This window comes from Pseudomonas citrullilanati, from assembly GCF_030580855.1.
GTDB classification, from domain to species: Bacteria; Pseudomonadota; Gammaproteobacteria; order Pseudomonadales; family Pseudomonadaceae; genus Aquipseudomonas; species Aquipseudomonas citrulli.
On the sequence record NZ_JAUQOP010000038.1, the window covers coordinates 1 to 12,727 of the forward strand.

The 12,727-nt window shown below is 64.0% G+C and carries 14 protein-coding genes and 2 pseudogenes; 9 read left to right on the top strand and 7 right to left on the bottom strand.

Going from position 1 to position 12,727, the window contains the following annotated elements; translation table 11 throughout:
- Positions 1–139: 139 nt before the first annotated feature.
- On the bottom strand, positions 140–751 hold the full coding sequence (locus Q6A48_RS20945) for a Yip1 family protein (RefSeq protein ID WP_304556141.1): 612 nt from the start codon (positions 749–751) through the stop codon (positions 140–142).
- 167 nt (positions 752–918) lie between these two features.
- On the opposite strand from Q6A48_RS20945, the gene Q6A48_RS20950 reads away from it, so the two are divergent.
- From Q6A48_RS20950 to Q6A48_RS20960, 3 genes are read left to right on the top strand one after another with little or no spacing between them, the layout of a single operon-like run.
- Positions 919–1,419 (top strand): CinA family protein, encoded by a 501-nt coding sequence (locus tag Q6A48_RS20950; protein WP_304556142.1) that lies wholly within the window; start codon positions 919–921, stop codon positions 1,417–1,419.
- 8 nt (positions 1,420–1,427) lie between these two features.
- Entirely contained in the window at positions 1,428–1,946 is a 519-nt protein-coding gene (locus Q6A48_RS20955; RefSeq protein WP_304556143.1) for a hypothetical protein, read from the top strand.
- Between the two features lie 7 nt (positions 1,947–1,953).
- Complete coding sequence (locus tag Q6A48_RS20960) at positions 1,954–2,403, top strand: DUF421 domain-containing protein (RefSeq protein ID WP_304556144.1); 450 nt, start codon at positions 1,954–1,956, stop codon at positions 2,401–2,403.
- Positions 2,404–2,466: 63 nt separating this feature from the next.
- Here the strand turns inward: Q6A48_RS20960 and Q6A48_RS20965 are convergent, their stop codons facing one another.
- Positions 2,467–3,324 carry an SDR family oxidoreductase gene (locus tag Q6A48_RS20965; protein ID WP_304556145.1) on the bottom strand — a complete coding sequence of 286 codons (858 nt, stop codon included), beginning with the start codon at positions 3,322–3,324 and terminating at the stop codon, positions 2,467–2,469.
- Between the two features lie 150 nt (positions 3,325–3,474).
- Between Q6A48_RS20965 and Q6A48_RS20970 the strand changes: the two genes are divergently transcribed.
- On the top strand, positions 3,475–3,879 hold the full coding sequence (locus Q6A48_RS20970; RefSeq protein WP_304556146.1) for a VOC family protein: 405 nt from the start codon (positions 3,475–3,477) through the stop codon (positions 3,877–3,879).
- Positions 3,880–3,927: 48 nt separating this feature from the next.
- On the opposite strand, the gene Q6A48_RS20975 is transcribed toward Q6A48_RS20970, so the two are convergent.
- Entirely contained in the window at positions 3,928–5,076 is a 1,149-nt protein-coding gene (locus Q6A48_RS20975; RefSeq protein ID WP_304556147.1) for a MalY/PatB family protein, read from the bottom strand.
- Positions 5,077–5,244: 168 nt separating this feature from the next.
- Between Q6A48_RS20975 and Q6A48_RS20980 the strand changes: the two genes are divergently transcribed.
- Both Q6A48_RS20980 and Q6A48_RS20985 read left to right on the top strand, forming a co-directional pair.
- Positions 5,245–6,651 carry an XAC2610-related protein gene (locus tag Q6A48_RS20980; RefSeq protein ID WP_304556148.1) on the top strand — a complete coding sequence of 469 codons (1,407 nt, stop codon included), beginning with the start codon at positions 5,245–5,247 and terminating at the stop codon, positions 6,649–6,651.
- A gap of 201 nt (positions 6,652–6,852) precedes the next feature.
- Positions 6,853–7,371, top strand: a complete 519-nt coding sequence (locus Q6A48_RS20985; protein ID WP_304556149.1) for a hypothetical protein — start codon at positions 6,853–6,855, stop codon at positions 7,369–7,371.
- A 17-nt stretch (positions 7,372–7,388) separates the two neighbouring features.
- On the opposite strand, the gene Q6A48_RS20990 is transcribed toward Q6A48_RS20985, so the two are convergent.
- A complete protein-coding gene (locus Q6A48_RS20990) occupies positions 7,389–8,267 on the bottom strand; it encodes an AraC family transcriptional regulator (protein WP_369811722.1) in 879 nt (292 codons plus the stop codon).
- A gap of 211 nt (positions 8,268–8,478) precedes the next feature.
- Between Q6A48_RS20990 and Q6A48_RS20995 the strand changes: the two genes are divergently transcribed.
- Positions 8,479–9,921: an MBL fold metallo-hydrolase gene (locus tag Q6A48_RS20995; protein WP_304556151.1), complete on the top strand. Its 1,443-nt coding sequence runs from the start codon at positions 8,479–8,481 to the stop codon at positions 9,919–9,921.
- 122 nt (positions 9,922–10,043) lie between these two features.
- Positions 10,044–10,739 (top strand): tRNA (adenine(22)-N(1))-methyltransferase, encoded by a 696-nt coding sequence (locus tag Q6A48_RS21000; protein WP_304556152.1) that lies wholly within the window; start codon positions 10,044–10,046, stop codon positions 10,737–10,739.
- 117 nt (positions 10,740–10,856) lie between these two features.
- Here Q6A48_RS21000 and Q6A48_RS26235 read toward each other — a convergent pair whose 3' ends face one another.
- A complete protein-coding gene (locus tag Q6A48_RS26235; protein WP_442087941.1) occupies positions 10,857–10,943 on the bottom strand; it encodes a small membrane protein YohP in 87 nt (28 codons plus the stop codon).
- Between the two features lie 89 nt (positions 10,944–11,032).
- A pseudogene (locus Q6A48_RS21005) lies at positions 11,033–11,233 on the bottom strand (LysR family transcriptional regulator); the annotation flags it as partial.
- On the opposite strand from Q6A48_RS21005, the pseudogene Q6A48_RS21010 reads away from it, so the two are divergent.
- A pseudogene (locus Q6A48_RS21010) lies at positions 11,234–11,569 on the top strand (helix-turn-helix transcriptional regulator); the annotation flags it as partial. It lies immediately after the preceding pseudogene.
- Positions 11,570–11,651: 82 nt separating this feature from the next.
- On the opposite strand, the gene Q6A48_RS21015 reads toward Q6A48_RS21010, so the two are convergent.
- Positions 11,652–12,656, bottom strand: coding sequence for a FecR family protein (locus Q6A48_RS21015; RefSeq protein ID WP_304556153.1), 1,005 nt, complete (start codon positions 12,654–12,656; stop codon positions 11,652–11,654).
- Positions 12,657–12,727: the final 71 nt, after the last annotated feature.

A 12,727-nucleotide genomic window follows, 5' to 3' on the forward strand; every position in this document is an offset into this window, starting at 1 on the left:
AAAACCCCCCCAGGGGCTGGCGGGCGCAGGGGGGGGGGGGGCGGGCCCCCCCCCGGCCCCCCGCCCCCCCCCCCCCGCGCCCCGGGGCCCCCCCCCCCCCCCCCCCCCCCACCGCTGTCTCTTTACGTCGTGCGGGCAATCAACCCACCGGCACCCGCAGGTACTCCGGCTGCAGCACGTTGAACCAGAGCAGGATCATCTCCACCAGGATGGTCACCAGCACCAGCAACCCCACGCCCCAGACACACGCCGAGTAGAGCAGGCCTTGTTCCTTCTTCAGGTTCATGAACCGCGGCAGGCCGACGAAGAGCAGGAATGTCGAGTAGGCCGAGGCTGCCAACAGCACAGCCACCGCCAGCCAACGACTCGGGTACAGCCCGGAAATCCCGGCGAGGAAATACGGCGTGGCGGTATAGGCGGCGAAGCCGATGCACTGGTTGAGAGTCGGCCGCGCTTCGAAAGTGCGGGACATCCAGCGAATGAACACCCCCATCAGCGCCACGCCGGCGACGATGGTCAGGTACAGCAACACGCACAGTTGCAGCGCGCTGGCCTGGGTCAGGCGCACGGTTTCGTTTTCCGCCAGGCTCCAGCCGGTCCAGGTGATCCCCACGAACAGGCAGGCTGCCGGAATCAAGGCCAGCAACAACAAGTGAGCCAGGTAATGACGCGGGTGAGCTTGCTCTTCTTCGCGAATGTCCTTCCAGGCGAACTCAGGGTGGGTGAACAGTTTGACGAACAGTGCAGACATGGCGACCTCCTGATCGAGACGGCCTCAGCGTGAGGCCCTGCAATTTTGAGGTGCACCCCGGGCCCGAGGTTTCATTTATTTGGCCTGCGCGCGCAGTCCTCCGATCAGAGGGAATGAATCCGTGCCCACAGGGTCAACCCATCAGCACCCCTGGAGGACTGTGTGCCATGACTGTTGCCCAAACGATGGTTGACTACTTGCGTGAACATGAACTGCGCCTGACCACGGCCGAATCCTGTACCGCCGGACTGATCGTGACGATGCTGGCCGAGATCCCCGGCAGCGGCTCGCTGATCGAAAGCGGCTACGTGGTGTACTCCCCCGAGGCCAAGCAGCGATTGCTGGGCGTCAGTGCCCGGACCATCGACACCTTCAACCTCACCAGTTGCGAAGTGGCCGAGGAAATGGCCCTGGGCGCGTTGCACGATGCCGACGCCAATGTGGCCGTGGCCACCACCGGCATTCTCGGGCCGGACGACATGGACGGCATTCCGGCCGGCACCGTGTGTTTCGCCTGGGCCTTCGAAGTGAAGGGCAAGCGTGCGTTATTCAGCCGCCAGGAGCGTTTCTTCGGCAGTCGCAACCAGGTGCAGTTGCGCGCCGCCGAGCACGCGCTGTTGCAACTGCGCCACTTCCATCAACGCGTCCTGGCGGGCGAATCCCGATAGGTGAAGGCATGGCCCGGCCCGGCGATCCAGAGGACTTTCACAGCCGCACATTCCCGGTGCGCGAGGACATGGCCTACCAGCTCAAGGTCTGGCGGTTCGAGCGGGTCGGCTGGTACATCCTGGTGTTGCTGGTGCTGCTGACGTTGCTCGGCCTATTTTCCCACGGCCCCTTGAGCGCTGGTGAGGCATGGAGCCGCGATGGCCGGCTCGGCGTCGAATATGAACGGTTCCACCGCAACGGCTCGACCAATTCGCTGACCCTTCATCTCAAGGGCCAGCCCGACGCGGTGCTCGAAGTGGAACTGGGCGGCGATTGGCTCGAAGGTTTCGACGTCGAGGCCTTGCAGCCCCAGCCCCTGCGCTCGGCGGGCGCGGGCAAGGGCATGAAGTTCTGGGTCCAGGCGGACGCGCAGGGGCAGGCCACTCTTTACCTGTCGGTACTCAGCGAGGGCCTGGGCACCTACCACAGTCGCATCGCCATGGCCGGTGGCAGCGCAGTCAGTTTCGACGCTTTCATTTTCCCTTAGGTGACCTATGGATTCCGTGCTGCGCGCCGCCGCCATCTATGTAGCCTTGCTGGTCCTGTTCAAGATCGCCGGTCGCCGGTCGCTGGCGGAGATCACCACCTTCGATTTCGTGCTGCTGATGGTCATCGGCGAGGCGACGCAACAGGCGCTGTTGGGGGATGATTTTTCGCTGACCAATTCGCTGATGGTGATCGTCACGCTGATTGCCATCGACGTCGGCCTGTCGTTGCTCAAGCTGCGTTCCAGGCGGGTGTCGCAACTGATCGATGGCGGGCCGACCATCATTGTCGAGGACGGCCGGATACTGCGAGGTCGCCTGCGTCACGCCCGGCTGGTGGAGGAAGACATCATGGAAGCGGCCCGTGCGAGCCAGGGTATCGAGACCCTGGAGCAGATCAAGTTTGCGATCATCGAGCGCAACGGCAAGATCTCGGTGATTGCCAAGGAGTCATCCTGAGCATGTCCCCAAGGCCCGTGGCAAGGGCGTAGGCCCCTGGCCACGGGTATCGGTGCTGGCGGTTCAGAGAATTGGCTTGCCGCCCGTGATCCCATACCGCGAACCGGAGATGTAGCTGGACTCGTCCGACGCCAGCAGCACATAGATCGGCGCCACTTCCACCGGTTGTCCTGGCCGGCCCAGCGGCGTCTGGGAACCGAAGTTCTGTACCTCCTCCTCCGGCATCGTCGCCACGATCAACGGCGTCCAGATCGGGCCTGGCGCCACGCTGTTCACGCGGATGCCCTTGGGCCCCAGCATCTGGGCCAGGCCGCCGGTGAAATTGGCGATCGCGCCCTTGGTGGTGGCGTAGGCCAGCAGCGTCGGCTTGGGCATGTCGGAATTGACCGAGCTGGTGTTGATGATCGATGCCCCGGCCTGCATGTGGGGGACGGCCGCCTGGCAGATGCGGAACATCGAGGTGATGTTGATATCGAAGGTGCGCACCCATTCCTCGTCGGGGATGTCTTCGAGGTTTTCGTGGGTCATCTGGAACGCGGCATTGTTGACCAGGACATCGATGCGCCCGAACCGGGCGACGGTGTCGTCGACCACTTTGCGGCACTGGGCCTTGTCGGCCAGGTCGCCGGGCAGCAGCAGGCACTGGCGGCCCGCCTGTTCGACCCAGCGGGCGGTTTCCCGGGCGTCTTCATGCTCGTCCAGGTAGGAAATCGCCACATCAGCGCCTTCACGGGCGAACGCAATCGCCACGGCGCGACCAATGCCACTGTCGGCACCGGTAATCAGGGCTATCTTGTTCGCCAGGCGACCGGAGCCGCGGTAGCTCTGCTCGCCACAGTCCGGATAAGGGTCCATTTTCCTTTGGGAACCGGGGACGGGCTGGCTTTGTTTCGGAAACGGCGGAGTAGGGTAGTCGGCCATGATCGTTCTCCATGCAGGCTGTGGTTGCGATGGAGGGTGGACCGGGGCACCGTGGGCAGAGTTCGGTCGGATTGGCCGGTCGGTCGATAGGCGTGCACCGCCCGTTCGGCCTGGGCAGTCCCGTTGAATGAAAAAGAAAAGGAGTCAGGCATGTTCAGTCACATCATGATCGGCGCACGCGACTTGCCGAAAATGGTCGCTTTCTACGACGCGGTCCTTGGCACCCTGGGCCTGGTGCGTGCGCCCAGCGAAAACGATACAGGGCCGCCCGGGGAGGGCTGGCACCTGCCCGGCAAGGCGTGGCCGCAGGTGTTCGTGCAGCTGCCGTTCAACGGCCTGCCCGCCACGTGGGGCAACGGCATGCAGGTCAGTTTCGCCGCCGATTCACCCCAGGCCGTGCAAGCCGCCTGGGAGCAGGCCCTCGCCCTGGGCGGCACTGACGAAGGCGCGCCGGGCCTGCGGGCGCATTACTGCCCGGGGTATTTCGGCGCGTATTGTCGGGACCCGGAGGGGAACAAGTTGTGTTTCGTGCATGCACCGGACCTGCCGGCGTGATCACCAGCGTACGTGATGACGAGGGAGCAAGCTCCCTCGCTAACGCCGTCAGCCCCGAGCCTTGAGGCTACGCTCCATCCGCGCCAGCCCTTCCTCGAGCAATGCCCGTGGGCAGCCGAAGTTCAGGCGCACGAACTGGCCGGCGTCGTCGCCGAAATCCAGGCCGGCGCTCAGGCCGACCTTGGCTTCCTTGAGGAAGAACCCCTGTGGATCCTCCAGCCCCAGAGCCGAACAATCCAGCCAGGCCAGGTAGGTACCCTGGGGCACGGTCATGGTGATGCCCGGCAGGCGGGTGTTCACCGCCTGCACCAGGTAGTCGCGGTTGGCTTGCAGGTACGTCTTCAAGGCGGCGAGCCACGGGCCGGCTTCGCTGTAGGCCGCGCAGGTCGCTTCCAGCCCCAGGGCATTGACGCTGTCGACCATGCCGGCGCGGGCCGCGTTGACCCGCTCGCGCACCTTGGCGTCCTGGATGATGGCGAACGAGGTCTTCAACCCGGCGATGTTATAGGCCTTGCTGGCGGACATCAGGGTAATGGTGCGCGCGGCGATTTCCGGGCCGAGGGAAGCGGTCGGGATGTGCACGCGCCCGTCGAAGCACAGGTCGGCATGGATTTCATCGGAGATGATCCAGGCGTCCTGCGCCAGGCAGATGTCGGCCACCGCCTGCAGTTCTTCCCGGCCGAACACCTTGCCCAGCGGGTTGTGGGGGTTGCTCAACAACAACGCGCCGCCGCCTTGCAGGGCCTCGCGCAGCGGGCCGAGCGGCGTGTGGAACTCGCCATTGAGCGCGGTGAAGCCCAGCTCCACCTTGTCCAACTGCCAATGCCCCGGGGCGTTGCGCAGCGGCGGGTAATTGGGCACCTGCACCACGACATTCTGCCCGGGCGCCACCAGCGCATGCAGCGCCATGTTGAAACCCGGCTCCACCCCCGGCAGGAAGACGATCTGCTGGGGCTCGACCCGCCAGGCGTACTTGCTCCACAAGTCGGCCACGACCGCTGCGCGAAGGTTGTCCTGGGCCACGCTGTAGCCCAGCATCGGGTGTTCCAGGCGCTTGTGCAGCGCCTCGATGACCACGGGCGGGGCAGGGAAGTCCATGTCCGCCACCCACATCGGCAGCACATCGGCCGGGTAGCGACTCCATTTGGTGCTGCCGGTGCCGTGGCGCTCGAACACCGTGTCGAAATCGAAAGTCATGGTCGTTCCATCATTCGGGGAATTGAGTGGGGGCCATGATAAAGCAAAGAAGCGATGAGAGAAGATCCAAGGGGGATCGCCGACCAGGCGTCGATCCGGCTCACGCTTGGCGGGCCATTAGGCTTGCCGCTACACTGCGCCCCCCGAATTTCAGCAAGGAAGCGATGGATGCGTTCGCTTGTCAGTGGCGTGCTTCTCTTTATGACCCTGGCGACACCAGTGATGGCCGAGCCGCGTGCATTTTCGGTCAATGACCGCGACGGCCAATACCGGGTCGACGTGCTGATCCCGGAGCCGCCCGAAGACCCGGAACAATTGGCGCAGGCGTTCATCACCGTGCGCGACAACCAGACGCTGCAAGTCCTGCAGCAGTTGCAGACGCCCGCCGGCAACGTGCCGGTCGATCGCAACGGCAAGGTCAACGCCTGGCTGCTGGGGCCCTTCAGCCTGTTGTACTTCGCCGACTTCAATTTCGATGGTCGCCAGGACCTGGCGATTCGCAACGGCACGGACCCTGAGTCGAGCTACAAACCGATGTTCGACGTCTATCTGCAAGACCCGCAGAAACCCCAATGGATACTCAATGCGGCCCTGACGGCGTTGGCGAAGGAGGCCAGCAGCGGGATGTTCTCGGTGATCGCGCAAGACCGCATCCTGTTCACCCAGACCGACCGAGACGACACCTCGACTCGCTCTACCCAGTGGCAGATGCAGGGTGACACGCTGGTCCGGCTTCGTTCGTCCAGCGACGAGGAGATCGAGCCAAGCGAACTGGGCGATGAAACCAGCATGCCCCGTGGCTACACGCTGCACACCTTTGGCGAGCTGAAAGACGGCGAGTGGCAAGAGCAAGCCACCGTGCAAGGTCCTGCGATCAGCGACCCGGTGATGCTCAAGGGGACCCTTGGCGGGAAGGTCCCGGTCGAGCTCTGGTACCAGGAACAGGGCGCGCTGGTGACAGGCGAAGTGCGCTACACCAAGAGCGGCAATGGCAAGCCGATCAGATTGGCCGGCTTCATGGACAACGAGGGTGACGACAGCTATGCGATCCTCCAGGAGTTCGCTGACGATGGCCACCAGACCGGTATCTGGCGGATCACCCAGGAACAGGTTGAACCTTATGGCTACACCGGCACCTGGATCAGTGGCGTCAAGGGGGATGACCGTCAATTGGCGATCGTCTTGCACGCTGGGACTGGCGAACCGGACCCGGAAAAAACCGGCACTGTCGGTTCCGCCCAGCGCAACGGCCATTACCAGTTGCGCAAGGATCCCCAGGGGCACAACGCCGACCTGGACTTGAAGATCCTGCCCGACCGGGATGCCCAGGGCAGGGAAGTGGCAGAGTTCACCGTGACGGTGACAGACGCCGCGACTTCCCGGGAAATCCTGCGTGACCACCAGGTGGTGCCGATGGAGACGGGCAACCTGGTGATCGTGCGGGGCGCGCAGGCGCTGGGGGACGGGGGCGCTTATCATATTCAACTGCTTCCCGGGTTCGCGGTGATCAGCCATAACGAAGGGTTTGAGTCTGCGGAGGACTTGCCGGGGATGTACCTGAGGCGACAGCCTTGAGTGGGGGGCTGGGCCATGGCTTTCGCGAGCAGGCTCGCACGGGAAGTGAGCCGAACCTGCGGGAGCGAGCCTGCTCGCGAAGGCGGCCCGGCAGCCGCCCGGTCTCCCGCGGCTACCCCCAATGCCATCTAGAAATTCAATAGCAAATTTCCATCCACGCGCTACCATCGGCGATTGCCTTCCAACACCTTGGACTTCCCCATGAAACTGCGTCTGCTTGCTGCCAGCCTGTTCCTGTTTTCTGCCCTGACCCACGCCGCCGCGCCGGCCGCCGTTCCGAAGGAGCTGCAAGAGCAGGTCGGGCACCTGGTGGCGTTGCTCCAGGACAGTTATGCCACCGGCTATCCGGAGGCGACGACCGCCCAGACCTTGAACACCGGCGAGGAAAGCCAAGTGACACTGGCATTGTTCACCATCGAAGGCTTTGGCGGTGGCAACAACTACAGCCAGTACCTGGCCGCTTTCACGCCCGAAGAGAATGAAGAAGGCATGCTGCATTACAGCCTGCTGGACGTCATTCGCATCGGCGGTGACAGCTGGCGCTCGATCGATAAACTGAACGCCAAGCTGGTCAGCGACCCGGCGGGCGAGCAGACGCTGATCGACATTCCGGTGATGGAGAATACCGACGACGACGCGCCGAACTTCCCCAGCAAGGCCGGCGTCATCCACCTGTCCCTGGACGGCTCGAACACCCAGCGGCTGGTCGAGGTCAAGTAGGACGAGTGCCCGCAGGGCTACTGCAACGGCACATACACGTCCGTCTGCCATTGGCTCTTCGGCGTTTCGGGGTAGACGCTCAGGTATTCGAAGAACAGCGGCTCGTTGCGCAGTTCCTCGCCGCTGGTGGGCAGCCAGTCCCGGTAGATCGGATAGATCGTTTCGCCGATGTGATCCGGCGATCCGCAATGGCGCACCACCACGTAGCGGCCCCCGGCAATGACGCGCTCGTGGACACCCCATTCATTCGGTGCCACGGCCTCGTGGATTTCCCCGCAGATGGCGAAGCGGAACGCGTGCGCCGGGGTGGTATCGGGGTTGCCGTAGGGAATGCCGAAGGTTCGACTCGATGCCACCGGCGATTGCCCGCTGCGCATTCGCCACTCGACGAAGTTGCGCACACTCTCGTCCACGAGTCCGGGAGGGCCGCAGTGTTCAAGGGCGGCGACTCTGGTTTCGGCACGTTGCACGATTTTGACTTGCATGATGATGCTCCTGGAAAAGTGAGGGATGGCGAAGACCGCATTCCAGACCTGCCAGTTCGGCGCCTTGCGAAAAGCGCTGGGCGACAGGCCGAAGGCTCGCCTGAATGCCCGGCTGAACGCCTCGGGGCTTTCGAAGCCTGCCCCGAGCGCGGCATCCAGCACCGAGCAGTCCGCCTGGGCGGTCAGCCGATGGGCCGCTTGCCGCAGCCGCATCAGTTGCACATAGCGTGAGACGGGGACCCCGACGAACGCCGTGAACTGGCGGTGAAAGTGAAACGCCGAGAAGTTCGCCACCTGGCTCAGCGCATTCACCGACAGGTCCCCGTCGAGATGGGCCTCGATGTAGGCAAGGACCGCGTCGAAGCGTTTCAGGTAAGCATGGTGGTTCGGCAGATCAGGCACTGGCGTCATTTCCTGGAAGTACGGTCGGGAGTAGCTTCGACGATCGTCGTCGGGGATGCCTAGCCGTGCTTGCTCAAGGCGTCCAGGGGCCAAGCCAGGGTGATCGTGCTTTGCGCCGAGGACATCTTCATCGACAACGTCGCCGCCGGCAATCGGTGAAACTATCCGCCCCGGCGCGGTGCCAAAAGCACGTCAAGCGATCGTCGCCCAAGGAAATCCGATGAACAATCCGAACGTCATTCACCACGGCGCGCACGAAGGCGTGACCGGCTCGTGCCATCAGGTCTGGATGGACGACAGCAACAGCCTGCTGATCGACTGCGGCCAGTTCCAGGGCGAGGACGAAGGGTTGGGCGGGGACGACGCATTGGCCCTGGACTTTCCCATCGAAGGCATCAAGGCGCTGATCGTCACCCACGTGCACATCGACCATGTCGGGCGGATCCCCAATCTGCTGGCGGCGGGTTTCGAAGGCCCGATCCTGTGCAGCGAACCGTCGGCGCGGCTGCTGCCGATTGTGCTGGAGGACGCGTTTCGCCTGGCCATCAGTCGCGACCAGGAACAGCTGGAGCGCTACCTCAAGGTGGTCGAACAACGCATCATCGCCTTGCCCTACGACCATTGGTTCACCCTGCACGAAGCCGACCAGGCCGGTTGCAAGGTGCGCCTGCAACCGGCCGGGCATGTCCTGGGCTCGGCGTATGTCGAATTGGAGCTGAGCGAGGGGGCGGCGGCCCGGCGCGTAGTGTTCAGCGGCGACCTCGGGGCACCTCATTCGCCGATCCTGCCCGACCTGGTGCCGCCCGAGCGCGCGGACCTGTTGATCATGGAGAGCACCTACGGTGATCGCCGGCACGAAGACCGTGTCCATCGCCGCGAGCGTCTGCTGGCTGCCATCGAACGGGCGCTGGCGGACCAGGGCACGGTGCTGATCCCCTCGTTCAGCATCGGCCGGACCCAGGACCTGCTGTATGAACTGGAAGAAATCCTTCACGAAAAAGGCCTGTCCCCAGCAGATGGCGAAAAACCGGCCAGCGCCAAGGGCGGCGCGCCCGATATCGATTGGCCGCAGATCCCCATCATTCTCGATTCGCCGCTCGCCAGCCAATTCACCCGCACCTACAAGGAGCTGCAAGGCTTCTGGGATGACGATGCCCGGCAACGCCTGGAACAAGGCCGCAAGCCGCTGTCGTTCAAGCAGCTCATCACGGTCGATAGCCATGACGAGCACCTGCGCATTGTCGAGCACCTGGCCGAAACCGCCCGGCCCGCGATCGTGATTGCCGGGAACGGCATGTGCTCCGGCGGGCGAATCGTCAACTACCTGAAGAAACTGTTGGGCGACCCGCGGCATAACGTCGTGTTTGTCGGCTATCAAGGCAAGGGGACGCCCGGGCGGGACATTATGACCCATGGGCCCGAAGGCGGTTTTGTGATGCTGGAGGGCTGCCGCGTCGATATCCGGGCGGGTGTCGACAGCGTCGGCGGCTATTCGGCCCATGCCGACCAGGCTGACCTGGTGGGTTTTGTCACCCGCATGAAGACATGGCCCGGGGAAATCCGCCTGATCCACGGCGAAGACCAGGCCAAGCAGCGCCTGGCCGAGGTGCTGCGGGCGCGGTACGAAGAGGCGGGGAAGCAAGGGCGGATATCCATACCTTAGTCTGTCGACCGAGGCGAGCGCTGATGTTTGTCGCCCGGATTTGAAATCCGCGACGCGGCTCGCCAGAATCCCCCCCCGATCCGGCAAAGGTGCCGGAGGTGGAGGGTGACGAGGGGCGGCCGTTGAACGAACAGACATTGTCCATGCGCCTGGAACGCGTGGCGGCGCACGTACCAAGGGGCGCACGGTTGGCCGATATCGGTTCGGATCACGGCTACCTGCCGGTGGCGTTGATGCGCCGTGGCGCTATCGCCTGTGCGGTGGCCGGGGAGTTGGCGTTGACGCCGTTCGCGGCCGCCGAGCGCAGTGTGCGCGAAAACGGGCTGGAGCAGCTGATCACCGTGCGCCTGGCGAACGGGCTCGCAGCTATCGAACCGAGTGACGGGATCACCGCGATCAGCCTGTGTGGCATGGGCGGCGAAACGATCCGCGACATCCTCGACAGCGGCAAGGCGCGCTTGAGCGGCCACGAACGCTTGATCCTGCAACCCAACGGCGGCGAACAGCCGCTGCGCCAGTGGCTGATGGAAAACGACTACCGGATTCTTTCTGAAGAAGTGCTGCGGGAAAACCGCTTCGACTACGAAATCATCGTCGCCGAGCGCACGGGCCCGGTGACGTACTCTGCCGAAGAGCTGTACTTCGGTCCGTTGCAGATGCAATCACGCAGCCCGGCTTTCCTGGCCAAGTGGCAGCGCCTGCTGCGCCAGCGGCACAAGACCCTGGCCAGTTTTACCCAGGCAAAACAAACGGTGCCCGAGGAAAAGCGGCAGGCCGTGGCCCGCCAGATTCAATGGATTACCGCGCTGTTGGCTTGAGCCTGGGCCAGTCACACCCATCGACCCGTTTGTGGCGAGGGCGCTTGCTCCCGCCGGGTTGCGCAGCACTGCGCCCTCCGACGCCAGCAATCGCCCTCGTGCAAGCGGTCCTTGCAATCAGAAGATGAACTTGAACAGGGCGATGACCACGATCAGGCCGATCAGGAAAATGATGCCAACGGTGCCGCCAAGGAATTTCAACATAAGAACACTCTCATCAGATGGGCTTATTGTTCTAGACCGCCCGCGATGCCGCTCGTTTCGTTAATTTTCCTGCCGGTGAAAAGAACGGATCAGGCCCGCCCGAGTTCTTCCCTCAGCGCGTCGATCACGGCCAGGCAATGATTCATTGCGCACGACGTGTCATTTGCCCGCCGGCTCAGGATGATCGGCGAGGTCGCGTCGTCCTCCAGCAACGTGCAGAAACCGATGTCGTCGCGGTGCAATACCTGCACCGACGCCGGCACCAGGGTGATGCCCATGCCGGCCCCCACGGTTCACAGGCGGCCACGTTCGAAGGGCTCGCCGACTACATCGCCCGTCATCTCAAGCAGGACATCGACAGCGAGGAACTCGCCCGCCAGGCGCGGATGAGCCGGCGGTCGCTGTATGGATTGTTCGAACGCCATGCCGGCACCACGCCTGGAAACTACATCCGCCAGCAACGCCTGGAACGCGTCAAGGCCTGCCTGAGCGACCCGGACTGCAACGTGCGCAACGTCACCGAAGTGGCCCTGGACTATGGCTTCCTGCACCTGGGGCGGTTTTCCGACAGCTACCGCAAACAGTTCGGCGAATTGCCTTCCGAGACGCTGAAGCGCCGCCACTGAACCCTCACTTGTGCAGGGAACATCGAAAACCACTGTGGGAGCGAGCCCGCTCGCGAAATCGACTGATCACCCATAGCGAGGTTCAATGCCCCGCCGGCCGTTGCCCTATGCCGTTGAGGACCGGGTTGCCGTCCTGGTTCTGTGTCAGGTAAACCGGCAGGACCTTGGGCAGGGAGGGCACCAGGTTCTGCACTTCGTTGAGGTTGTAGATCCCGCCGATGCGCAGCGCGCCGGTGCTGTTGTCGGCGAGCATGACCGGGCGGGCGAGGTAGCGGTTGATCAGCGGCAGGGCGTCGCTGAGCGAGAGGTTGTCCAGCACCAGCTTGCCGCTGCGCCACGCCAGTGAACTGTCGCTGGCGTCGATGTCGCGAACCTGCGGCTGGTGGTCGCCGGCCTTGTAGCTGGCCTGCATGCCAGGGGACAGTTGCGAACCGGTACTGCCGTGCGCCTGGTTGCTGGTCACCCAGACGGAGCCTTCCACCAGCGTGACGCGGACCTGGTCCTGGTACATCCAGACATTGAAGCGAGTGCCCGTCACGCGCACCTGGCCCTGGCCTGCACGGACGACGAAGGGGTGCTGCCGGTCATGGCTGACGTCGAAAAACGCCTCGCCCTTTTCCAGCGTCACCCGGCGCTCATGCTTGTAGTTGGCAAACACCAGTTCGCTGCCCAGGTTGAGTTCCACCTGGCTGCCATCGCCCAGGGTCACATGGCGCACGGTCGCACCGGCTTCGAAGCGCTCGTAGGCGTTGGGCACCCAACCGAGGTTCCAGCCGGTGAACGCCGCCAGGGGCAAGCCGATGACCAGTACCGCCGCCGCGACAGCCAGCCGGCTCCAGCGCGAGCGGGGCCGGGGCCGTGCAGGCGCGAGCGGGGCAGGTTCGGCGCGGGGCAACTGATCGGCCGTGGCCCAGATGTCCAGCATGGCTTCATATTCGAACGCATGCAGGGGATCGGCGTCGTGCCATTGCTTGAAGGCCTGCCGCTCGGCATCGGTGCAGTCGCTGGCGTGCAAGCGCATGCACCAATGGGCGGCTGCATCGGTAATGGCGTCGTATTCGGCTTCCGAGAGTGTAGGTTCGGTCATTGACTCTTCCTGGTTTGCCGCATTCTAACCTTCGGCAGGCGCTGCCGAGAACCGCCGTCATGGCGTTTGCA